At 64.5% G+C, this 23,001-nt stretch carries 18 protein-coding genes and 1 pseudogene; 11 read left to right on the top strand and 8 right to left on the bottom strand.

The window, feature by feature from the left end; all coding sequences use genetic code 11:
• Positions 1–10 precede the first annotated feature (10 nt).
• Positions 11–1,504 (top strand): HWE histidine kinase domain-containing protein, encoded by a 1,494-nt coding sequence (locus QX135_RS17600; RefSeq protein WP_315797467.1) that lies wholly within the window; start codon positions 11–13, stop codon positions 1,502–1,504.
• Positions 1,505–1,518: 14 nt separating this feature from the next.
• Here QX135_RS17600 and QX135_RS17595 read toward each other — a convergent pair.
• Positions 1,519–3,770: pseudogene (locus tag QX135_RS17595) on the bottom strand (FdhF/YdeP family oxidoreductase).
• Between the two features lie 266 nt (positions 3,771–4,036).
• Complete coding sequence (locus QX135_RS17590; RefSeq protein WP_316178038.1) at positions 4,037–4,597, bottom strand: type 1 glutamine amidotransferase domain-containing protein; 561 nt, start codon at positions 4,595–4,597, stop codon at positions 4,037–4,039.
• Here QX135_RS17590 and QX135_RS17585 point away from each other — a divergent pair.
• Positions 4,590–5,174 (top strand): hypothetical protein, encoded by a 585-nt coding sequence (locus QX135_RS17585; protein WP_316178036.1) that lies wholly within the window; start codon positions 4,590–4,592, stop codon positions 5,172–5,174. The two genes, QX135_RS17590 and QX135_RS17585, sit on opposite strands and share 8 nt — an antisense overlap.
• A gap of 103 nt (positions 5,175–5,277) precedes the next feature.
• Here the strand turns inward: QX135_RS17585 and QX135_RS17580 are convergent, their stop codons facing one another.
• Positions 5,278–5,472 carry a hypothetical protein gene (locus tag QX135_RS17580; protein WP_316178034.1) on the bottom strand — a complete coding sequence of 65 codons (195 nt, stop codon included), beginning with the start codon at positions 5,470–5,472 and terminating at the stop codon, positions 5,278–5,280.
• A gap of 289 nt (positions 5,473–5,761) precedes the next feature.
• On the opposite strand from QX135_RS17580, the gene QX135_RS17575 reads away from it, so the two are divergent.
• The gene (locus tag QX135_RS17575) at positions 5,762–6,049 is read left to right on the top strand and encodes a hypothetical protein (protein ID WP_315738073.1); all 288 of its coding nucleotides are present in this window, start codon (positions 5,762–5,764) and stop codon (positions 6,047–6,049) included.
• Between the two features lie 20 nt (positions 6,050–6,069).
• Here the strand turns inward: QX135_RS17575 and QX135_RS17570 are convergent, their stop codons facing one another.
• Complete coding sequence (locus QX135_RS17570) at positions 6,070–7,431, bottom strand: glycoside hydrolase family 3 N-terminal domain-containing protein (RefSeq protein ID WP_316234199.1); 1,362 nt, start codon at positions 7,429–7,431, stop codon at positions 6,070–6,072.
• A 210-nt stretch (positions 7,432–7,641) separates the two neighbouring features.
• Between QX135_RS17570 and QX135_RS17565 the strand changes: the two genes are divergently transcribed.
• The 7 genes from QX135_RS17565 (at position 7,642) to QX135_RS17535 (ending at position 16,799) form a co-directional block, all read left to right on the top strand.
• On the top strand, positions 7,642–9,114 hold the full coding sequence (locus tag QX135_RS17565) for a DUF4173 domain-containing protein (RefSeq protein WP_316234198.1): 1,473 nt from the start codon (positions 7,642–7,644) through the stop codon (positions 9,112–9,114).
• A gap of 23 nt (positions 9,115–9,137) precedes the next feature.
• Positions 9,138–9,839, top strand: coding sequence for a response regulator transcription factor (locus QX135_RS17560; RefSeq protein ID WP_316178029.1), 702 nt, complete (start codon positions 9,138–9,140; stop codon positions 9,837–9,839).
• Positions 9,836–11,446 carry a HAMP domain-containing sensor histidine kinase gene (locus QX135_RS17555; RefSeq protein ID WP_316234197.1) on the top strand — a complete coding sequence of 537 codons (1,611 nt, stop codon included), beginning with the start codon at positions 9,836–9,838 and terminating at the stop codon, positions 11,444–11,446. The genes QX135_RS17560 and QX135_RS17555 overlap by 4 nt, the downstream gene beginning before the upstream one ends.
• Positions 11,447–11,722: 276 nt before the next feature.
• Positions 11,723–13,339 carry an ABC transporter substrate-binding protein gene (locus QX135_RS17550; RefSeq protein ID WP_316234196.1) on the top strand — a complete coding sequence of 539 codons (1,617 nt, stop codon included), beginning with the start codon at positions 11,723–11,725 and terminating at the stop codon, positions 13,337–13,339.
• A gap of 24 nt (positions 13,340–13,363) precedes the next feature.
• Positions 13,364–14,341 carry an ABC transporter permease gene (locus tag QX135_RS17545; protein WP_316160138.1) on the top strand — a complete coding sequence of 326 codons (978 nt, stop codon included), beginning with the start codon at positions 13,364–13,366 and terminating at the stop codon, positions 14,339–14,341.
• 2 nt (positions 14,342–14,343) lie between these two features.
• Positions 14,344–15,174 (top strand): ABC transporter permease, encoded by an 831-nt coding sequence (locus QX135_RS17540; RefSeq protein ID WP_316178023.1) that lies wholly within the window; start codon positions 14,344–14,346, stop codon positions 15,172–15,174.
• Positions 15,171–16,799: an ABC transporter ATP-binding protein gene (locus QX135_RS17535; protein WP_316178021.1), complete on the top strand. Its 1,629-nt coding sequence runs from the start codon at positions 15,171–15,173 to the stop codon at positions 16,797–16,799. The genes QX135_RS17540 and QX135_RS17535 overlap by 4 nt, the downstream gene beginning before the upstream one ends.
• Here the strand turns inward: QX135_RS17535 and QX135_RS17530 are convergent.
• Positions 16,796–18,106 (bottom strand): FAD-dependent oxidoreductase, encoded by a 1,311-nt coding sequence (locus QX135_RS17530; RefSeq protein WP_316178020.1) that lies wholly within the window; start codon positions 18,104–18,106, stop codon positions 16,796–16,798. The two genes, QX135_RS17535 and QX135_RS17530, sit on opposite strands and share 4 nt — an antisense overlap.
• Positions 18,107–18,256: 150 nt before the next feature.
• Here QX135_RS17530 and QX135_RS17525 point away from each other — a divergent pair, with 150 nt between their 5' ends.
• Positions 18,257–19,114 carry a VOC family protein gene (locus QX135_RS17525; protein ID WP_316178018.1) on the top strand — a complete coding sequence of 286 codons (858 nt, stop codon included), beginning with the start codon at positions 18,257–18,259 and terminating at the stop codon, positions 19,112–19,114.
• Positions 19,115–19,154: 40 nt separating this feature from the next.
• Here QX135_RS17525 and QX135_RS17520 read toward each other — a convergent pair whose 3' ends face one another.
• The 3 genes from QX135_RS17520 to QX135_RS17510 are packed head-to-tail and all read right to left on the bottom strand — an operon-like array spanning position 19,155 to position 22,299.
• Positions 19,155–20,189 (bottom strand): 2Fe-2S iron-sulfur cluster-binding protein, encoded by a 1,035-nt coding sequence (locus QX135_RS17520; protein ID WP_315738084.1) that lies wholly within the window; start codon positions 20,187–20,189, stop codon positions 19,155–19,157.
• Complete coding sequence (locus tag QX135_RS17515) at positions 20,189–22,120, bottom strand: ethylbenzene dehydrogenase-related protein (RefSeq protein ID WP_315738085.1); 1,932 nt, start codon at positions 22,118–22,120, stop codon at positions 20,189–20,191. The genes QX135_RS17520 and QX135_RS17515 overlap by 1 nt, the downstream gene beginning before the upstream one ends.
• Positions 22,117–22,299 carry a hypothetical protein gene (locus QX135_RS17510; RefSeq protein WP_315738086.1) on the bottom strand — a complete coding sequence of 61 codons (183 nt, stop codon included), beginning with the start codon at positions 22,297–22,299 and terminating at the stop codon, positions 22,117–22,119. The genes QX135_RS17515 and QX135_RS17510 overlap by 4 nt, the downstream gene beginning before the upstream one ends.
• Positions 22,300–23,001 lie beyond the last annotated feature (702 nt).

The following is a 23,001-nucleotide window of genomic DNA, read 5'->3' as shown; positions in this document are numbered from 1 at the left end:
GTTCATCATGATGGAACATGCGAAGGTCAACATCCTCCTGGTCGACGATCAGCCGGCGAAGCTGCTGGCTTACGAGGTCATCCTGAAGGAACTCGGCGAGAAACTCGTAGTCGCCACCTCCGGGCGCGAGGCGCTCGAAATTCTGTTGAAGAACGAGATCGCGGTGATCCTCGTCGACGTCTGCATGCCCGAGCTCGACGGCTTCGAACTGGCGCAAATGATCCGTGAGCATCCGAGGTTCCAGAAGATTGCGATCATCTTCATCTCCGCCATCCAGGTGAGCGACTTCGATCGCCTTCGTGGCTATGAGATGGGCGCCGTCGACTACGTACCGGTTCCCGTCGTGCCGGAGGTGCTGCGCGCCAAGATCAAGGTTTTTGCCGAGCTCTATCGCAAGACACGCGAGCTGGAACATCTCAACCTTGAGCTGGAGGACCGGGTACGGGCCCGCACGGCCGAGCTTGAGCGATCGACAGCAAAGCTCGTCGAGAGCGAGCAGCGTCGGAGCATGGCGATCGCGGCCGGCAGGATGGGCTCGTGGGACTGGGACGGTGTCAATGGCGATTGGATGTGGGACGAGGGCCAGTACCGCATCTTCGGCGTCTCGCCTCAGAGCTTCGAGCTGAACACCGTGAACATCATGGCGCTCCTGCACCGGGAGGATGCCGAGCGTGCCCGCCAAGTGGTCGCGGAATTCAGCCGAGGCACGACATCGTATGAGGCTGAGTTCCGGATCAACCGGCCAGATGGCGAAGAACGCTGGTGCGTCGGAACAGCCGCAGCGACAACCGACAGGACCGGTCGCGTGATCCGCGTCAGCGGGGTCACGATCGACATCACCGAGCGCAAACGCGCCGAGGAACGCCAGAACCTGCTGACCCGCGAGGTCGATCATCGCGCCAAGAATGCGCTGACCTTGGCCCAGTCGATCGTTCGCCTGACAAAAGCCGACAGTGTGAAGACCTATGTCGACGCGGTAGAGGGGCGCATCAGCGCGCTGGCCCGCGTACACACCATCCTCTCGCTATCAAGCTGGGAAGGTGCGAAGATAAGCAGGCTGGTGGCCGAAGAACTCGCGCCCTATGCAACCGGCGGCCAGGTCGCCTTCGACGGCGCCGAGCTGCAACTCGAGCCGGCGACCGCGCAGACGCTGGCGCTGGCGCTGCACGAGCTGGTGACAAACTCGGCCAAATACGGCGCGCTGTCGGTCCGCTCCGGGCATCTCTCAGTCAAATGGACCATCGAGAATGAGCGCCTGGATCTGATCTGGATTGAAACCGGCGGTCCCTTGGTGCGCGCGCCGACCTCGCGCGGCTTCGGCACGCGCAGCCTGATGGCCAGTGTGGAAAGCCAGCTCGGTGGGCGCGCCTCGTTCGACTGGCGTCCCGAGGGATTGGTGTGCCGGCTGGTCGTCCCGCTCCGCCCCGGCGCGACCCCGCCGGAGATCACAAGCCCTTGCGCAACGGTGGCGCCGGGCGACGCACGACAACGGGCTGCGGGCTGACCGCTCCGGACGGCTCAGGCGGCCATGTCGCGCGAGATCCGGACCGGGATCGACTTGGCGGCGGGCACCTTGCTCCCCTCCGCGTAGTGCCATAGCGGAATCAATCCGTTGCATTCGGGGTAGTAGGCCGCGACGCTGTAGCGCGGAATGTCGAACGCCACCGCCTGAAGCCCGCCCAGCGAGCGCGCCACGCCGTCATCGGCCTCGGTCGAAAGCCGAACCAGTTCGCCCTGCTTGATGCCCAGATCAGCCATGTCGCTCGCGTTCATGAAAACGATCTGACGGCCACCCGTGACGCCGCGAAATCGGTCGTCCTCATTGTAGATGGTGGTGTTGAACTGGCCGTCGGCGCGCAAGGTCATCAGCTGGTACACGCCATTGCCTTCCTCCAGCGGATTGAGTGCCGCCTTGGGCACGGTGAAGTTCGCCTTGCCGGTCGATGTCTTCCATTTGCGTTCGCGGGCGCCAATGGGCCGCGGAAAGCCGCCGGGCTGAAACAGGCGCTTGTTGAAGTCGTTGAACTGGTCGGGATAGGTTCGCTCGATGGCATCTCTGACGCGCGCGTAGTCGCCGACCCAGGCATCCCAGTCGACTCGCGGATTTGGCTTCAGGGTGGCCTTGGCGAGACCGGCGACAATGGCTGGTTCGGACAACAGGGTCTCGGCGACTGGCTGGCGCTGGCCGCGCGAGCCGTGAATGCAGGTAGTGGAGTCCTCCATCGAGACCGCCTGCTCTCCGCCCGCCTGCCGGTCGATTTCGATGCGGCCGAGGCACGGCAACAGATAGGTCACCTCGCCCGGAACGAGGTGACTGCGATTGAGCTTGGTTGCGATCTGCACCGACAGCCGCAGCTTCGACCATGCCGCCTCCATCAGCGAACGTTCCGGAACGGCGCGCAGGAAATTGCCGCCGAGGCTGACGAAGCCCTTCACGTCGCCCTTGATGATGCCCTGGCAGGCATCGACCGTGCTGAGACCGTCCCAGCGCGGCGGCTCGAAGGAATAAAGCTCGGCCAGCTTGTCGAGCGGCACGAGCTTGGTCTTCTCCGAGATTCCCACGGTACGCTGCCCCTGCACGTTGGAATGGCCGCGGACAGGCGAGATACCCGCCCCGGGCTTCCCGATGTTGCCGCGCAATAGCAGCAGATTCACGATCATCTTGGCGGTCTCGACGCCATGGCGATGCTGGGTAATTCCCATCCCATAGTTGGCTATGACGGCGCGTGAGCCTGCGTAGACCTTGGCGGCCTCCAGAATAGCGCTGCGCGTGAGGCCGGAGGAGCGTTCGATATCGCTCCACGACGCCTGCCGGCAGCAGGTTGCGAAAGCTTCGAAGCCGGACGTGTGCTGCTCGATGAAGGCGACATCGAGCACGCGCGCGCTCTTGGTCGCGACCGCGGCATCATCCGCCTCGATCACGGCCTTGCACAATCCGAGTAGCGCCGCACCATCGCCGCCAATGCGCAGCTGATGATACTGCGTGCTGATCCGCGTTCCCCCGGTCAGCACCATTTGAATGGGATTTTGTGGATTGGTGAAGCGCTCCAGCCCACGCTCCCGCAGCGGATTGAACGTGATGATGGGCACGCCGCGTTGTGCCGCCTTCTGCAACGGATGCAGCATGCGCGGCGAGTTGGTCGTCGTGTTCTGGCCGAAGAAGAAGAAGCAATCCGCCTTGTCGAACTCCTCAAGGAGCACCGTACCGACGGGGACGCCAATCACCTCCGGCAGAGCCACTGATGTGGATTCGTGGCACATGTTGGAGCTGTCTGGAAAATTGTTGGTGCCGTACATGCGGCCGAACAACTGATACATGTAGCTGGTCTCGAGCGAAGCCCGGCCCGAGGTATACATCACGACCGAATGCGGATCGAGATTGTTCAACTCCGCGCCGACGTCACGAAAGGCCTCCTCCCAGCTCACGGCGACATAGCGATCCGCCGCAGCATCGTAGCGCAGGGGATGAGCAAGACGCCCTTGCTCTTCCAGCTGATGATCCGACCATGTCCGTAACTCAGCTAGCGTGTGCCGAGCAAAGAACTCCGGTCCGACCGTCTTGCCGGTGATTTCCCACGCGGTTGCCTTGGCGCCATTCTCGCAGAATTCGAACGGGTGCGGCTTTGCCGGCTTGGCTTGTTCTGTTTGAGCAGGATCTCGCTGCCGAGCAGCGTGACCTCCTCCTGCGTCAGGATGCTCGCGACCGCGCGCACCGATCCCCAACCGCCGGCCGGAGCCTTGTAGTCCTCGATTTTTGCTTTCTCACTCACGACACATCTCCCGCGGCCCGTTCAAGAGCAGCAAGCCCGGGATGAGCAGCGAAGTTCCGACGTCTCACTGAACGTTGCGAGGCCGTCGACCACTGGCCAATGTGCGATCGGGGGCGGAATTGGGAACGACCCGGCCCGCCGCGCGTCTTTTCCGGGTCTCTGGCGGCGTTCCCCCATCGCGCTGGAGGCGCTCCGTGTGGACTGCGGCCCAGCGTCCGAACACCTTCGAACGCTGGGCCCGTCCCCGCGCCCCGATCGTTGCGGATTCAGGCCGCATTGCGTTTGAGATGGCGGCCTTCCTTGACCTCTTCGATGATCTTGGCGCTGAAGGCTTCCAGATCGCTGGGATTGCGCGACGTGATCACGCCCTCATCGACCACGACCTCCGCGTCCTGCCACTGCGCACCGGCATTGGCGACGTCCGTCTTGATCGATTTGTAGGACGTCATCTTGCGCCCCTTGGCAATTCCTGTCTCGATCAGGAGCCACGGTGCATGACAGACCGCCGCAACGATCTTCTTGGCTTCGAAGATCTCCTTGATGAATCGCAGTGCCTTCGGCTCCAGACGCAGCAGATCCGGATTGATCTGGCCGCCCGGCAGCACGATGGCGTCGTAGTCCGCAGCAGAAGCCTGGTCCAAAGTCTTGTCGACCTTGACGGACCGTCCCCAATCCTTGTCATCCCAGCCCTTGATCTCGCCCGGCGCGAGCGAGATGATCTCGACGGTCGCGCCCGCATGCTTGAGGCGATCGCGCGGCACTTCGAGCTCGGATTGCTCGAACCCGTTGGTTGCGAGGATCGCGATCCTCTTTCCCTTGATGTCCATTGAATTCTCCTGGAAATTCGACACCGCGGGCAACCTCGCGCTTGCGTCCATGTTCCGCCGGGCGGGCCGGACGGATCCTCACAACTGGTCGATCGGATCGGCTCTCTCCTGCGTGGAACCAGCCAGCACCTGCAGCAGTTTGTCTGGACGTGCCTGCCTCGAATGGACGGCCGGCTTTGAGCAGCGCGGCATCGCTGCCTCGATGGATCGCAATCTGGAGGCGCTCGTGCCCTACGCATTGTTTGAGAATGACGAACAGCTGACCCGTCCGTTTCGTACCGAGCGCGAGGTCTGGGAGGCTGCGGAACAGGCTGATCTCATCACGCTCGGCACGCACGGCGAAAAGATCCTGGACAACAATTTCGAGATCAAATCGTGCGAGGCTACCGCGGAAGAGCTCATGACCGTGCCGCCGGACATCGTCTTGCCCGAGGCTCGTACCTCCGAACCAGCGCCAACGACGGCAGCCAACAGGAAGTCGCAGGGCTCCGCACGCCCCAGCCAGGGTGCAACGGATCAGGATGAAGTCGGCTCGGGCGCGCCGAACAACGACCTGTCGCAAGCATCGAACCGCTGACGCACATCGGCCGGTCAGAGCCCTCGCGTCCGGAGGGTCCGTTTTTCGCTCTGGCTCCAGATGACTGGCATCGCTCCGCGATGCTCCCAACGCCGCCAGCATCTCATGCGTGCCGGGCGCCCCGCTGCTTGCGAGGCAGCAGGCTCGCCTGCTCCACCTTGAGCTGCTCGCGCTGCTGCCGCAGCCGCTCGAGAGTTTGCGGCATGCGCTGCAACAGCGCCTCGGCCGCGGCTGTCGCCACTCCGGCTCGCCGCAGTTGCAAGATTTCACGACGCTGCCGCCCGACCTGTAGACGCATTCGATCGATCTCGTCTCGGACCCAACACAGATCGCGCATGGAGCACCCATAGGCAAGCATCGCTGCAATCTAGAACAAATCATGAACTTACGCAAGCCACTCCACAGGCTGGGGCATCCGAACTGATTAATGAGATCGAGACGCTCGCGGGGGACTGGAGCGTTCGTGCCCCAAGTAATCAGGACAACAGATCGACAAATGGTATTCCCATGTTGCCGATGCCGGCCTGGAGCCGTCGCGAATCAAGACCTGGTTGTGTAGTCTTCGCGGCATTTCGCGGGAGTGCACCATGGTTGCGGACAGTGACAGCAAGGTTGCCTGGCATCGCGCCCAGCTCAAAAAGAATCGTGCGGTCTTGAAGCAGATCGAGACGGCCCGGTTCACCGTCGGCGAGAGCGCCGACGGGAAAGCGCTGGAACTGACCAAGCGGCAAGTGGCTGAGCTCCAGCTCAAGATTCGTGAGTCCGAGCAGGTCATTGCCCAGCACGATAAGCAGACGCGACGCCCGCTGGCGACCGACCTGCGTAGCCTCTCCAACGTCGCCTGGCGCAACTGGACGGGCAACGGCCCGCGCTGAGTGTGGGCTCCTGCTGCGAGTCAGTCGACGACATTCCGACGCACGCCTTCCACCCGAACCGTCGAGATGGTCGAAGGCTCGGACGGATTGTCCTCAGGCCTCCAGCGCCTCAGCCGCTCATCGCTCCTCCGGAGTGCATCGAGATCAATGCGTCTTTCCGCCAGAGCTTCCTTGGCGCAAGCAAGCACGCGATGGAACTGGGTCCCGTCATAGGCCACCAGCAAGAGATCGGCGCCGCCATTGAGCGCTTCCACAACGGCTTTGCACAGATCATTGCCATAGACCGCCCCCATGACCAGATCATCCGTCACGATCACGCCCTGATAGTTCCAGCGGCCGCGAATGAGGCCATCGAGCACGGCCTTGGAATGTGAGGCAGGCCGTTCTGGATCGATCGCATAGACCATCACGTGACCGACCATCATTGCCGCGTGCGAGCCCTGCAGCACTTGTCGGAACGGCCGCCAATCCGACTGTTCCAACACATCGACTGCCGTGTCGAGCTGTGCCGAGAAGTGATGCGTGTCCGCCGCGACGCGCCCGAGGCCAGGGAAGTGCTTCACCGCCGCGCGAACACCGCTTGCTTCCAGGCCGCGGACATAACCAAGCGCGATGTCGCCGACCACCGTGGGATCGTTGGAGATCGCGCGCCGGCCGATCAAGGTGTGGAAGTCCAGTCGGTTGCGCGTCCAGCTCGGGCGAAGGTCGACGACAGGAGCCAGATTGAAGGTGATGCCCGCAGCCGCGAGCGCCTCACCTTGGGTACGTCCCATCGCGAACGCATCCTGCGCGCGGCGAGAGGCCGGCAGATCGGCCAGCGTCGCGAGGCCGAGCATGTTCGGCAGGGTCGGAGACAGGTGTGCGACAGTGCCTCCCTCCTGATCCGCCGCAACCAGCAGGGGCGACAGCCCGGCGCTCCGGCGCTCGGCCTGCAACCGCGCGATCTCGGCGCGCAATTGAGGCTCGGTCCGGCCACGTACGTTGTGGTGTGTCACATAAACGCCCGCGATCAATCCCTGTCGCGCCAGCGCGGCGGCGTCGTCCACGGCCGTGTAGCCGACGATGAAATGCCGGCCGAGCAGATCCGCCACGTCCGGAGGCGTGCGGAACGTCTCGTACTTGCGCCAAGCAAACATGAACTGCGTCGACGTCAGCATGACCAGCGGGACGCACCATGCGACGACGAGCGCGCGTCCGGCGGCACCCCGCCGCCACCGACCGCCCAGCATCAGCAGCAGCGGAGCGGCAAGTCCTATGAGAAGCAGGGCTGCGTGGCCACTGCCCCGCAGCCGAACCAGATAGGGCTCGTTGCTGTTCAGCGTGACGAAAATGAAGAGCAGAGCAAGAAGCCAGAGAACCGCGGTCCTGATACGTCCGAGCATGTGTGCAGCCGATCATCCCAAGGAGAGACGACCATTGCGTAACAATCACGCTTCCCCTGCGCCAGATGTGGAATCGCGTCTGCACGAAATCTGCAAACAAACCCTGAAATGCTGCAGACCGTCTCCGGCACCGCTGCACACGCGGGGGTCATGCTCGCTTCATCGGCGGGCGCTGCCGACCGAGTCGTGATTCAACCAAGGACTACTTCAATGAAAGGCTCCGCCGAGCTGACGGCTTCCCCAGAGGCATCTGAGTCCATGTGGCACAAGTTCATCATCGCGATCGGCCTGCTCGGGCTCGCCGACATCCTGCTTTACGACCAGACGCTAGGCCTCTCCTTCCCGATCTTTGCGGCAGCGCTCTTCGCAGCCAGCCTCCTCGCCAATCACGACCGGATCCACCGCCCGCGCGCGATTCTTGCGAATATCGTCCTCGTTGCAGGCCTGTTGCCCGCGATCGAGGACCTGACGACGTTGTCGGTATTGATCGTCGTCCTCGGGACGATATCGGCCGTCGCCCTGTCGACCGATCCGGCCGCCGAAGGACTTCTCGTGCCGCTGAGCGCAGCACGGCAACTTCTTCTGATCGGACCGTTCCAACTGATCCCCGATACTTTGGCCACGCTTCGTGCCAACGATTTTGCACGCATCGTGCTGACCTGGAGCATCCCCCTCGCCCTCAGCCTCGTCTTCATTCTCCTGTTCGCGGCAGCCAATCCCGTCATCGAGCAATGGCTCGACGAACTGCATCCTCAGCACATTGCGTCGAGCCTGAGCGTAGGCCGTCCCATCTTCTGGCTCCTGATGGTGTCCCTGATCTGGCCATTCATCAACTTGCGCTGGCGCCAACGAGGCAAGACGCAACGTCCTCCGATCGATCTCGATGGCGACCAGGCGCCGTCGGTCGTCAGCCCCCTCCTCAACCAGCAGACCGTCGTCCGCTCCTTGATTCTGTTCAACCTGCTGTTTGCGATCCAGACCGCCCTGGATGGCGTCTATCTGTGGGGACATGCGGCGCTTCCCAACGGAATGACTTACGCGACCTACGCCCACCGAGGCGCCTACCCGCTGATCGCTACGGCACTTCTGGCGGCCGCCTTTGTCATCGCCGCCGTCCGCTCGGGACAGGAGGGGTCGCGGCTCATCCGCCCGCTCGTCTATCTCTGGGTCGGACAGAACGTGATGCTGGTCGTATCCTCGATTCAGCGGGTCCACATCTATATCGAGAGCTATCTCCTGACGCAGTGGCGCATCGCGGCTCTGATATGGATGGCGCTGGTCGCCGTGGGACTGATCCTGATCATGGCGCGGATCATTCTGGAGAAGCCCAATGCATGGCTCGTGCGCATGAACCTGCTTGCGCTCGCGGCGACGCTCTACGGCTGCGCGCTGGTCAATTTCACCGGGCTGATCGCCGACTACAACGTGACCAACAGCCGTGAGGCAGGACGCAGCGGCTCCGCCATCGATAGGGACTATCTTTCCAGCCTGGGTACCCAAGCCCTGCCGGCCGTGCGGCGCGCCATGTTGCTGTTGCCGCAGGACGCCGGTCTGCCCCGGATCCACAACCGGCTGCTGGACCAGCAGGTGGCCGAAATGGCGTCGTGGCGATCCTGGAGTTTTCGCGGCTGGCGCTTGCAGCGCTATCTCGATAGACATCCTCTAACGCAGAATCCCAGTTGATGCCTCGCCGCGGAGCCCTGGCCGTGTCCCCCCGAATCCTCATTGTCGACGATGACGCGCACATCCGCGAGGTCCTGCGTGTCGCCGTGAGCAAGGCCGGCATGGCGGTGACGGAGGCGGCCGACGGTCGGGCCGCGCTGGTCAGGTTCGCCGAGGACCGGCCCGACCTGATCGTGCTCGACGTCGGCATGCCGGAGTTCGACGGGCTCGAAGTCTGCCGGCGCATCCGCCGGACCTCGCAGGTGCCGATCCTGTTCCTGTCGGCACGCGACGAGGAGATCGACCGCATTCTCGGGCTCGAGATCGGCGGCGACGACTACGTGACCAAGCCGTTCAGCCCGCGCGAGCTGGTTGCCCGCGTCAACGTCATTCTCCGCCGGGTCAACTCCGGTGCTGCGGATCGTTCGCTCGAACCGGAGGAGCTGGCGCACGGCAGGCTTCGTCTCGACCCGCAGCAGCATCTGGCGCGCTTCGGCGATACGCCGCTGACGCTCACAGCGCTGGAGTTCAGCATCCTGCGTACGCTGATGACGCGTCCTGCAGTCGTTTTCAGTCGCGAGCAGATCATGACCGCCGCCTATCAGCTCAACATCCAGGTCTCCGACCGAACGATCGACAGCCACATCCGCAACATCAGAGCGAAGCTCGCAGCCGCGCATTGCGAGGACGCGATCGAGACCGTCCATGGCGTGGGCTTCCGGCTCGGCCGCTGCGGCGCCTCATGATCGCGCCCAAGCCCAAGGCGAAATGGCGGCCGTCGCTGGGACAGATCGTCTTCGGCGTGCTGGCGCTGGTCGCCACCCTGCCCCTGGTCGGGCTGTTCTTCTTTCGCATCTACGACAACCAGCTGATCCGTCAGACACAGGCAGAGCTGATCGCGCAGAGCCGTGTGCTCGCGGCGGTCTTTGCCGAGGAGGTGTCCGCGCGCCTTGCCGCTGGCCTTCCGCTCGGCGCCGAAATCCCGCCCGAGGCACGCCCCGATTCCGCAGACGAGGTGACACCCATCCGTCCCCTGCTCGATCTGCTGGCCAACGATCTGTTCGTCCGCCGCCCGGACGCCCGCGACGCGATCCATCCTGCGGATCCCGCCTATGTCGCGATTGGCGCGCGGCTGCTTCCGATCGTCAGGGAGACGCAGAAGGTCACCTTGGCCGGATTCCGTGTGCTCGATCCGCAAGGCGTCGTGATCGCCGGCCGCGATGAAATGGGCAAGTCACTCGCCCATATCGACGAGGTGGCTGCCGCCCTGAAGGGACGCTACAGCGCCGCGCTCCGCATTCGCATTCCGGACAAGACGCCGCCACCGATCTATTCGATCAGCCGCGGCGTCGGTGTCCATGTGTTCTCGGCCATGCCCGTGATCGTCGACGATCACGTCGCCGGGGTCATCTATACCTCGCGCACGCCCCGCAACATCTTCGAGCATCTTTATCAAGAGCGCGGCAAGTTCGTTGCCGCAGGCTCCGCCATTGTCCTCACGACGCTGCTGGTCGGCCTCATCGTGGCACGGACGATCACACGGCCGATGCGCGAGCTGGTCGATCGCGCCGGCAGGATCGGACGCAACGATCCCGCCGGCTTCCGCCCGCTCGCCCATTACGGCACCCGCGACTTCGCCGAGCTCGCCGAGCACTTCTTCGCCATGGCCGAGCAACTGGCCCAACGCTCCAACTACATCCGGAGCTTTTCCGCGCATCTGACGCACGAGCTCAAATCGCCGTTGACCTCGATCAAGGGCGCAGCCGAGCTGCTGCTCGACTCTCTGGCCAGTCCTTCCGAGACCTTGACACGCGCCGAGCAGGAGAAATTCCTCACCAACATGCTTGGCGACGCCGACCGCCTCGCGGCGCTGGCCCAACGCTTGCGCGAGCTGGCACGGGCGGAGACGGTGTCGACGGTCGAGGCCGGTAGCATAGCCGAGGCCGTCAGCACGCTGCGAGCGCGTTTCCCGTCGACCGTCATCGAGACGTCCGGCCCGGTCGAGCGCAGCACCATGCTCCCGAACGAGACCGCGCTGATCGTGCTCACGCATCTCGTCGACAACGCCGTCCGGCACGGCGCCCGGCGCATCCGCCTCGAGGCCGAGGAGAGCAAGGAGATGCTGATCGTCATCGCCAGCAATGACGGCGATCCGATCTCGCCGGAGAACCGCGACCGCATCTTCGATGCCTTCTTCACGACCCGGCGCGACAGCGGCGGTACCGGCATGGGGCTGTCGATCGTGCGCGCCATCATGGCAAGCCATGGCGGCGAGATCTCGCTGCGGCCGGGCGACAACGGTGTTGCGTTCGAGCTGCGGCTGCCGATCGAAGGCCCCATGACGTCGACCTGAGATAGCGCAGTCTATTGGCGCCGCGTCAGAGTTGCCTCCGGTCGGTTCGTGGCAGCCGGCAATCCCCACCTCATTCAAGTCCCCGTCGGCGAAGATCTTCTCCCATTCGTTTGTATACGAGCAATGTATGCCACGGTGCCGCCGGCTGCATGGACCGGCCGAGAATGCCGCAGATCTGCATCGCAATTCGCAAATGACTTGGACCCGCGATCCGCGTAATCTTCGCCGCGATTGCACCATCGGCCAGCGTCCCCGCTTGGCCTTCGGGAGACCTTGATGAATTCGAGCCGTTTCGAGATCAGCCGCCGGACCGCCCTCCTGACCTCCGCCGCCATCGCCGCGAACGTGGTCAATCCATTCCGGGCCTTCGCCCAGGAGACCCCGCGCAAAGGCGGCGTATTCAACGTGCACTACGGCGCCGAGCAGCGCCAGCTCAACCCGAGCCTCCAGGCATCGACCGGCGTCTACATCATCGGAGGCAAGATCCAGGAGAACCTCGTCGACCTCGATGCCAACGGCCAGCCGGTCGGCGTGCTTGCCGAGAGCTGGGAGGCGACGCCGGATGGCAAGACCGTCACGTTCAAGCTGCGCAAGGGCATCACCTGGCATGACGGCAAGCCGTTCACGTCGGAGGACGTCGCCTTCACCGCGATGAACATGTGGAAGAAGATCCTCAACTACGGATCGACCTTGCAGCTGTTCCTGACAGCGGTCGACACGCCGGATCCGCAGACCGCGATCTTCCGCTACGAGCGGCCGATGCCGCTCAACCTGCTCCTGCGCGCGCTACCGGATCTCGGCTACGTCTCGGCCAAGCACATCTATGAGAGCGGCGACATCCGGCAGAACCCCGCCAACCTCGCCCCCGTCGGCACCGGTCCGTTCAAGTTCGTGAAGTACGAGCGCGGGCAATACATCATGGCCGAGCGCAACACCGATTATTGGCGGCCGAACGCGCCCTACCTCGATCGCATCGTGTGGAAGGTGATCACTGACCGCGCCGCCGCAGCCGCGCAGATGGAGGCCGGCGAGTTGCACTACAGCCCGTTCTCTGGCCTGACCATCTCCGACATGGCGCGGCTCGGCAAGGACAAGCGCTTCATCGTCTCGACGAAGGGCAACGAGGGCAACGCGCGCACCAACACGCTCGAGTTCAACGTCCGCCGCAAGGAGCTGGCGGATGTCAGGGTCCGCCGTGCCATCGCGCATGCGATCAACGTTCCCTTCTTCATCGAGAACTTCCTCGGCGATTTCGCCAAGCTGGGCACCGGCCCGATCCCGTCGACCTCGACCGATTTCTACCCCGGCGCCAATACGCCGCAATATCCCTACGACAAGGCCAAGGCGGCAGCGCTCTTGGACGAAGCCGGCTACAAGCCCGGCGCCGGTGGCAGCCGCTTCTCGCTGCGGCTGCTGCCCGCGCCATGGGGCGAGGACATCTCGCTGTGGTCGACCTTCCTCCAGCAATCGCTGGGCGAGGTCGGCATCGCGATCGAGATCGTGCGCAACGATGGCGGCGGTTTCCTGAAGCAGGTCTATGACGAGCACGCCTTCGACCTCGCGACCGGCTGGCACCAGTATCGCAACGATCCGGCCGTCTCGACCACGGTCTGGTACCGCTCCGGGCAGCCCAAGGGCGCGCCGTGGACCAACCAGTGGGGGTGGGACAACGCCAAGATCGACAAGATCATCGATGACGCGGCGACCGAGGTCGATCCGGCCAAGCGCAAGGCGCTCTATGCCGATTTCGTGCGCGAGGCCAATACCGAGCTGCCGGTGTGGATGCCGATCGAGCAGATCTTCGTCACCGTGATCACGGCCAAGGCGCGCAACCACTCGAACACGCCGCGCTGGGGATCGTCGAGCTGGCACGATCTGTGGCTTTCCGCCTGAGCCGGAATCCGTCAGGATAAGGCCATGCGCATCTTGAGCCTTGCGGGGCGGCGGCTCGCCGCCTCGATCCCCACCCTGTTCCTGATCCTGATCGGCGTCTTTCTTCTGCTGCAACTCGCGCCGGGCGACACGGTCGACGCGATGATGGCCCAGATGGGCGGCGGCGATGCTGCGACTGCCCGCGAGCTGCGCCGCTTCTATGGGCTGGATCTGTCGGTCCCGATGCAGCTGGCCAATTACCTGTGGCGGCTGGTGCGCCTCGATCTCGGATTCTCCGCGATCTACGGCAAGCCCGTCGCCACCGTGATCCTGGAGCGGCTGCCGCCGACCCTGCTGTTGATGACTTCGTCCCTGTCCTTTGCCTTTTTCTTCGGTCTTGTCTTCGGGGTGATCGCTGCGCGCGACGTCAACCGGTGGCCCGACACGCTGATCTCCACCGTGGGGTTGATCTTCTACGCGACCCCGTCGTTCTGGTTTGGTCTGATGGCCATCGTCGTGTTCTCGATCTACCTGCAGTGGCTGCCAGCCGGCGGCTTCGAGGATATCGGCGCGGTCACGAGCGGCCTCTGGCGCGTGCTCGACATCGCCCGCCACCTGATGTTGCCGTCCTTGACGCTCGGCCTGATCTTCCTGGCCATCTATCTACGCATCATGCGCGCATCCATGCTCGAGGTCCAGAACCTCGATTTCGTCCGCACCGCACGTGCCAAGGGCCTCGACGAGACCCGCATCATTACCCGCCACGTTCTGCGCAACGCGCTCCTGCCGATGGTCACGCTGATCGGACTGCAGGCGGGGACGATGCTCGGCGGCTCCGTCGTCGTCGAGACCGTGTTCTCGCTGCCTGGCCTCGGACGCCTTGCCTATGAATCGGTGGTCCAGCGCGATCTCAACACCCTGCTCGGCATCGTATTCGTCTCCGCGCTCCTGGTGATCGTGGTCAACTTCATCACCGATCTGCTCTATGCGCGGCTCGACCCGCGCATCACGGCGGAGAACTGAGCATGGACGCCGTGAAACGCTATTTCCGCAGTCCCTCCGCGGTGTTCGGCCTGATCCTGCTTCTCGTGGTGGTGGGCATGGCGATCAGCGCCGGCTATCTCTATCCGCGCGATCCGCTCGCGCTCGCCGGGCGTCCGCTGATCTGGCCGTTCGCCAATCCGCGCTTCCTGCTCGGCACCGACAATTCCGGCCGCGACATTGCCGCCCAGATCTTTCATGGCGCCCGCATCTCGCTCCTGATCGGCGGCGTCGCGACGCTGATTGCCGTGGCGATCGGCGTCATGGTCGGCGGGCTCGCGGGCTACTACGGCGGATGGGTCGACAACATCCTGATGCGCATCACCGAGGCCTTCCAGACGCTGCCGAACTTCGTGCTGCTGCTGGTACTGGTGGCGGTGTTCGGCTCGACCTTGACGACTGTCACGATCGCGGTTGGCATCGTGTCGTGGCCCGCGCCGGCGCGGTTGACGCGGGCTGAGTTCCTCTCGCTGCGCGGCCGCGAATTCGTCCAGGCCGGACGCACCCTCGGCATGCGCGACACCCAGCTGATGCTGGGCGAGATCCTGCCCAACGCGCTGCCCCCGGTGATCGTCTATGCCGGCGTCGTGATGGCGGTCGCGATCCTCCTGGAGAGTGCACTCGCCTTCCTGCGGCTGTCCGACGCCAACGTCGCCTCCTGGGGCAACCTGATCGGTCTCGGGCGCGATGTGCTGCGCGTGCAGTGGTACGTGTCGGCGATCCCCGGCGTTGCCATCCTCATCACCGTGCTTGCGGTGTCGCTGGTCGGCCAGGGCCTCAACGATGCACTAAACCCGCGGCTGAAGCAGCGATGAGTCCAGCACAGCCCGTTCTGACCGTCGATCGCCTCAGCGTTCGTCTGCCGAAAGGCGCCGACCGCACGCATGCCATCTCCGAGGTCTCGCTTGCGATCGCCGAAAACGAGATCGTCTGCATCGTCGGCGAATCCGGCTCCGGCAAGTCGATGATGGCCAATGCCATCATGCGGCTGCTGCCCGACGGTGTAGGCACGGATGGCGGACGCATCCTGTTTACCGGGCGCGATCTCTGCACCGCCACGGCGGCCGAGATGCGCAGCATTCGCGGCGCCGAGATCGCGATGGTGTTCCAGGAGCCGATGACCGCGCTCAATCCGTTGCGCTCGATCGGCGACCAGATCGGCGAGGTCTTCGACATCCATACCGATCTCTCCAAGGCCGAGATCAGGTCGCGCGTGCTGTCCCTGTTGTCCGACGTCCATATTCCCGATCCGCCGCGCGCGGCGAAGGCATATCCGCACGAGTTGTCCGGCGGCCAACGCCAGCGCGCGATGATCGCCATGGCCTTGGCGCTCGATCCGAAGCTGCTGATCGCCGACGAGCCGACCACGGCGCTCGATGTCACGACGCAGGCCCAGATCCTCAAGCTGATCCGCGAGCTGCAGCAGCGGCGCAAGACCGCGGTGCTGTTCATCACCCACGACTTCGGTGTCGTCGCCGAGATCGCCGATCGCGTCGTCGTGATGCAGCATGGGATCGTCGTCGAACAGGGCGCGGCGGCGGATATCCTGCAACGGCCGCAGCATGACTACACCAGGCAGTTGATCGCCGCGGTGCCGCCCGTGGCGGCGCCCCCGGCACGCGAGCTGTCGGACCGGATGATCCTCACCATCTCCGGCGTCTCGAAGACCTATCGCACCGGTGGCTTCCTCGGCCGCGGCGAGCGCGTCACCCATGCGGTCAGGGGCGTCTCGCTCGCACTGCCAAAGGGCGCAACTCTCGGCATCGTCGGCGAGTCGGGCTCCGGCAAATCCACCCTCGCCCGCTGCATCATCCGCCTCATCGATCCCGACGCAGGAACGATCCTGCTCGACGGTGAGGACTGGGCTCGCCTCTCGCGCAGCGAGGTCAGAGGCCGGACCCGGCAGATGCAGATGGTGTTTCAGGACCCGTTCGCCTCGCTGAATCCCCGGCGCAAGGCGGTCGAGCTGGTGGCGCAGGGACCGATCGTGCACGGCACCGCGCGAGACCAGGCACTGACCGAGGCGCGCGAGCTGTTCAGCCTGGTGGGGCTCGACCCGTCCGCCGCCGACCGCTTCCCGCATGAGTTCTCCGGAGGTCAGCGTCAGCGCATCGGGCTGGCGCGCGCGCTGGCACTGAGGCCCAAGGTGTTGGTCGCGGACGAACCGGTGTCCGCGCTCGACGTCTCCGTCCAGGCGCAGGTGTTGAAGCTGCTGACCAGCCTGCGCGAGCGGCTCGACCTGTCGATCATCTTCATCACGCATGACTTGCGCGTTGCAGCCCAGATCTGCGATCTGGTCGCGGTGATGAAGGACGGCGTCGTCGTCGAGCATGGACCCACGCACGACGTGTTCGGCAACCCGCAGCATCCTTATACGCAGGCTCTGCTCGAGGCCATTCCGGGCGGCGACTTCGCCCGGACCGAACATCCCACCTCTTAGCTGATCTCGCGCTCGTCACGGTATCGGTACAAGAGCAGCATCAGCGGCGCAAACGGACGCAGCAGGGCGTGCGCCGGAATGGTGACCGGCTCCGTGAATGGCAGCGCCAGCTCGTTCGCCGACACGCCGCGCACCGCTTTCGCAAGCTCCGCACCGAGGGGGATCGTGAGCGCGACCGCCCGGCCGTTGCAGCCGGTCCAGCCATAGGCATCAGGACCGAGGCGATGAATCCGCGGCATGTAGTCCGTGGTCATGCCGACATAGCCGTTCCAGACGTAGTCGAACCTGACCTCGCCGATCTGCGGCCACAGGCGCTGCAGGCGTTCGGCGACCCGCGCCTTCAGCCGCTCGGCCTTGTTGCCGGGACCGATGACGGCACCGCCCGTGACCAGACGGTTGCGCGCATCGTACCGGGCGAAATAGAGCTCGCCATGGGTGTCGGACATCGCCTGCCGCGCCGGGATGACGGTCTTCCGCACATTGTCCGACAGCGGCTGCGTCGCCATCTGCCACGACAGCACGGGCATCACTTCGTGTGCGATATCCGGTGCGAGCGCCTTGGAGAACTCGCCGCTATAGGCATTGCTCGCCAGCACCAGCGCGCGCGCCGACAGCTCCCCTCGTGCCGTGCGCACGATCCAGCGATCCCCCCGCCGGGCGAAGTCGATCACCGGAGAGCGCGCGTAGATCCGGCCGCCCAGGCTCAGCACCGTCCGCGCCAAGCCACGCGCCAGCGCGAGCGGATTGATGTGGCCGCCGGTCTTGTTCCAGAAGCCGCCATGCCAGGCGTCCGAGCCGAGCATGTCTCGCGCCTGATCGCGCGACAGCAGCTCGACCGGCGCGCCGAACTTCGACCACTGCTTGAACCTGCGCTCGGCGATCTTGATCCGGCCGGGCGTATGCACCGGCTGGACCCAGCCGGCCTGCTCATGCTCGGCGTCGATGTTGTACCGTCTCACGGTATCGAACAGACTGGACGCGCTGTCGCGTAACATCGCCACGAAGCGCTCGCCCGCGGCGCCATGACGCGCGACGAGGTCGTCAGGATCGGGACGTGACAGCGTCGGAATGACCTGACCGTTGTTCCGGCCGGATGCGCCCCAGCCCGGCTCCATCGCCTCGACGATCGCGACACCGACGCCGGCCTCGCGCAGATGCAGCGCCGTCGACAAGCCGGTGAAGCCGCCGCCGATGATCACGACATCGGCCTGCAAGCTGCCCTGTAGCACGGGCAGATCAGGGCCAGGCGGGGTCTGTGCGGCCCACAAGGACGGCGGCCATTGAACGTTTTCTGCGGTCATGCTCATGGAGGACAGCTCATCCTTGCTGATCGACCAACATCCCGGAGGTCGATCTTGCCTTGCGCCCGGCGCCCGGCTGCGCCGGTTGCGGTGCATGGGTCGATTGGGCATAGTTCGGCCGCCAATATGCCAAGTTCGCGGCAAGGAGACAAACGCGTGGCCCTCAAGAATGTCATCGGTATCGATCACGCGGTCGTCGTGGTGAAGGATCTCGACGCGGCGGCGGATACCTGGAAGCGGTTGGGTTTTACGCTGTCTCCGCGCGGCACGCACAGCGCCAAGATGGGATCCGGCAATTACACCATCATGCTCGATCCGGACTACATCGAGCTGCTCGGCATCCTCGCCGAGACCGACCATAACGTTCCGACCCGCAACTTCCTCGCCCAGCGCGGCGAAGGCATCGAGCGCATCGCCTTCACGGCGATTGATTCCGCGGCCGGCGCCGAGGAAATTCGCGCGAAGGGCTTCGAGCCGATTGGTCCCATCGACTTCGAGCGTCCGGTGCCCCTGCCCGACGGCAGCATCTCGGCCGCGAAATTCCGCGTGTTTCAATGGCCGGTCGCGGAGGCCCCGGGCGGCCTGCGCATTTTCGCCTGCCAGCACAAGACGCGCGAGACGGTCTGGATCCCGGAACTGATGCGCCATGCCAACGCCGCCAAGCAACTGAAGCAGGCGCTGATCGTGACGCCGGACCCGGCCAAGGACGCGGCTCACCTGTCGCGCCTGATCGATCGCGACGGCCGAGACGAAGCCGACGGCGCCGTGACCGTCACCTCGGGCGGTGACCGCGCCGATTTCGTGTTCCTGACCAGGGACCAGCTCGCAGCGCGCTATCCGGGCGTGTCGCTTGCCGGCCTGCCGGAGCGGGGCGGCGCCGGCCTCGTGCTGGCCTCACACGATCTGACCGCCACCGAAAAGGCTCTGGACGCGGCAGCCGTGCGCAGTGGCGCGAGCCTGATCGTTCCGCCCGCGTCGGCGAGCGGCACTCTGCTCGCTTTCGTGGCCGGCTGAGCGCCGGACTGCGGCCGCGCGCGTCGCGGCCGCCACGATCTCATTCCGCCGGCTGGAACATGGCCGGCCGGCCGCGCTGGCTGTCGAGCCACCCGACCAGCCGATTCATGAGTCCGCCGCTCGACTCGGAGGGCTGCGCCGATGATACGAACGGATCGCAGTGACACTTCGCTCCGGCCCCGCGCGCCATCTTCGCAACCGCCTCCGTCATGGCCGGCGCGCCGCAGGTGTAGACGACGTCGTTCGGTGTGAGCTCCGGCATGTGTTCGGTCGGCCGGCCGCTGCGAATCGCCGGCGAGACGTTCTGCGGCTCCGACACGATCGGGATGATCTTCACGTTCGGGAAGCGCGCGAGCCGGCACAGCGCCTGATGCATGTAGAACGACTGCAAGGTGCGCGACACAACGATGAAGACGATCTCGCGCTTCGGATTTTCGGTGATGGCGGCGACCGCGATCGCCCACATCGGGGCAAAGCCCGTGCCGCTCGCGACCAGGATGATTCGACCGCGATGCTTCTGCCGGAAGAACGCAGTGCCCAGCGGCGCCGTCAGCTTGACGCGATGGCCGACCTGGATGTCGCGGCCAAGCGCCGACGACACCAAGCCATCCTTCAGGATGCGGATGTGCAGATACAGCAGATGGCTGTCAGGCGCGCCGACCATCGGATAGGTCGGGCTGTAGCAACGCGTCGGAAAACCGCGGTACTGGACCTTGGCGTATTGCCCGGGGAAGAATCGCAGCGGCTTCGGCATCTCGATGGTGACACCGACGACATCGGGCGCGAGCCGGACGAGATCACCCACCTCGCAATTCATCGTCACCGTGTCCGGCACGGGCTCCGTGATGATCTTCAGGTCGGACACCACACGCGCCTGGCACGCATGCGCCATGTCGCCTTCCATGCCGCCGAACAGCTTGCCGTCGACGACCGTCACTTTGCAGGATCCGCAGATTCCGCTGCGGCAGTCATGGGGCAGATCCACGCCGCTGTTGATGGCGCCGTCGAGCAGGATATCGCCCACATTCGCGTAGAACGTTTCCCTGTTGTACTGGATTTTGCAAATCTTACCCATCACTGCACCTCAAGTCGCATAGGCCGGATCTGCCTCGTATGTCTGATCTGGGTATGGTCGAACGCTGCGACACGCATGAACACGCCATTCTTGATCGGAACGTCGTACTTGCTTTTCGTGTCCATTTTGCGGGCAATTTCGAGCGTCCAATGGCCCGCGGCCCAACGCGCTGCGCAACGGATGTCCGCGCGATCACCGGTGAACTCGCCGCTGACGAGAACACCGGGCACGACGGTCCCGATCGGCGTCTGCGCATCCGCCTCGGCCGAATACGGCACGGATTCGGCCTCCGTCATGAACCAGCGTGCGCCTTCACTCTCGCCGATGTTCGGATCGAGATTGATCTCGCCCATCGCCGCGGTCATCGCGGCGACGTCCTTCGGAAGACGCTTCGGTCTCACACCCCGATTCCCTAGTCTTGCGGCCTCCCTGTCGATCACGAAATTGTCCGAATAGTTCGCGGTGCCCGGATCCGATGCGAACCCACCCTTGTAGGGCGTGAGTCCCTTGACCTGATCCGGTGTCGGCTCCGCAGGCGGACCGAAATGATCATCGTCCATCCATCCAGTCGGGCCGCCGCTCGTCGCCTTCCACAGCCAGGCGTCGGCATAGAGATTCGGCGCCGGCGTGTAGTGGATGCCGCGACCCGACAGGGTCGGCGGCTTGTCTGGCATCGGCTGCGAGCTCATGTGAAACGTTCGGTCCGCGGCCAAGGTTATCGGCAGCGTCGTGAACAACAGCGAGAACTTGTCCTCGTTGAAGTCGTTCTCGTCGCCCTTGTCGAATCCGTTCTGCAGGAGATGCCAGCCATCCGCCTTCTTGATCAGCGGCAGCTGCTTCAACGACCGCGTCGGATCCTCCCAGATGACGAGGAAGTAGACCCACGTGCCGTCATGCGCTGCCTTGATCCACACCCGCGATTCGCCAGTACCGTCGAAATTGTCGCCCTGGTTGGTCGTGACCATGTGCGGCTGGATGTTGCGCCAGACACGATCCGACGAATCGCCGTCGAGGGTCGGCGCATCGGACGTGGCAATCCGGTACACCGTGACGGTGTCCTCGGCGTAGTAGTCGGCGGCGAACATCGCCGAACCGATCACGATGGCTGCGGCGATCGCGACCATGAACGGGTTGGATTGGAAGCTCGGATTGCGGCGGCGGGAATTGCCCTTGGCAGGTGCCGGCGGCGGACGCATGCGGCCTGGCGGCACACGCGGCTCGGAACGCGCCCGCATCGGCTCCTCCATGCGCCGCGGCGCCGGCATCGGCTCACGCGCTGCAGGCCGCGCAGCGGGCGCCGGCCTCTTCGGAGGCGCCTCCGCTTCCTCCAGCTTTTCCGACTGCTCGACCAGCATCGTGAGGAGCTCGACGGGATCGAGCTTCGGCGGCGGGGGCGGCAACGGCGCCGGCCGGAACACGCGATAGAGCTGCATCTTTCCGCCGATGCTGAAGTGAACCAGGACGTGCAGCACCACGAAGGCCGGGATCACCCAGGTCGCGTACCAGTGGATCATCATGGTGACGTAGCCGGAGGCCACGCCGAAGAAGAGCATGCCTCCGGTGACAATCAGGATCGCCATGGAGATGAAAAGCACCCAGTGCAGCATCACACTGATCGATCCCAGCCGCGCCGGCCGGCGGCCGAGCAAGCCCTTGAAGCGCATCTTGTCGATGGTGACGCGGCGACCGAGCCCTGACTTCGAGATATAGATCATGTAGGCGAGGGCCACGCTCGCGAGCACGACCCCAGCCGGCATGTGCCAGGTCCAGGTCCGGTGCCGGGGCAGCAGCCAGTCGAGATTGTTGGCGATCCACGCGTGTCCAGGCGCTTCGGTCGCCATGCGAAGCCCTGTCATGAAGGCGATCACAGTGGCCCCAACCAGGGTCCAGTGCAGGATGATCGTTCCATAGTCGGTCTTGCGGATCTTCATGCGTGCGCCTCCAGAGCTGCGCGCACGCGATCGGCGCGATTCACCGCCGACCCGGCGACCGTATTTCGTCTCAGCGGATCGATCCGGCGCGGGATGATTAGGTATTCAACCCTGCAGGCCGCCCCTCGACCCGAATCCATTCCCGCATCACGCGTCTCGATGGTGATGTCGTCCAGCAACTTTGTCGTCCCCCGGATACGCTTTACTAAGTGAGCAACTTCGTCCGACTTCGGCGTCACAGCGCCGTTCTGCACCCAATCGTTGCCCCGCTACGCCTGAACGTGATCGGTTGGATCACGCCTATGGTCGATCAGCTGCCGCGGCCCGAGCCGGTGACGAGTTGCTCGGATCACCCGCGGACTGATCTGCTTCGTCCTCCCTCGAGTTGATGTTGATCTCGTGCGCCCGATGCTGGACGGGTCACTGGTTCCACAGCGGCCGCACGTTCGATGATAGAACACATCGTCGGCCACCATGGCCGGCTGAGCTGATTGCACGTCTTGGATTGGTGCGCGGAGCCGCACGCCCTCGTGTTGCCGCCGCCATCATGATCGTTCTCAGCACCATCATCGAATACCGCATGATCGAGATGACAACGCCTGTGCGTTGCACCGCAGGAAGATTTATTCGCCTTCGTGGCGTCATTCGGCCCGGACCGCGACCAATGAGTACGGAACCAAGGTGATAGACGGACGAATGTGTGACGCGCGTCGCATGCCGACGGCTGTTATCACGCTGCAACTATCGACGATCGCGAACAGATTTCGCGCAGACCCGATCGCGCTGAGCGACGCCACAACTTTTCAGAGCCGGCCCGGCGCATTGCGCCTCGTGCCGGTCGTTTGCCCGCGACGCTGCGACGGAATTGCCCACTTGTCCAA

It is taken from the genome of Bradyrhizobium sp. SZCCHNR1098 (assembly GCF_032489375.1).
Classification (GTDB): Bacteria; Pseudomonadota; Alphaproteobacteria; order Rhizobiales; family Xanthobacteraceae; genus Bradyrhizobium.
This window is presented reverse-complemented; position numbering and strand designations above follow the sequence as displayed.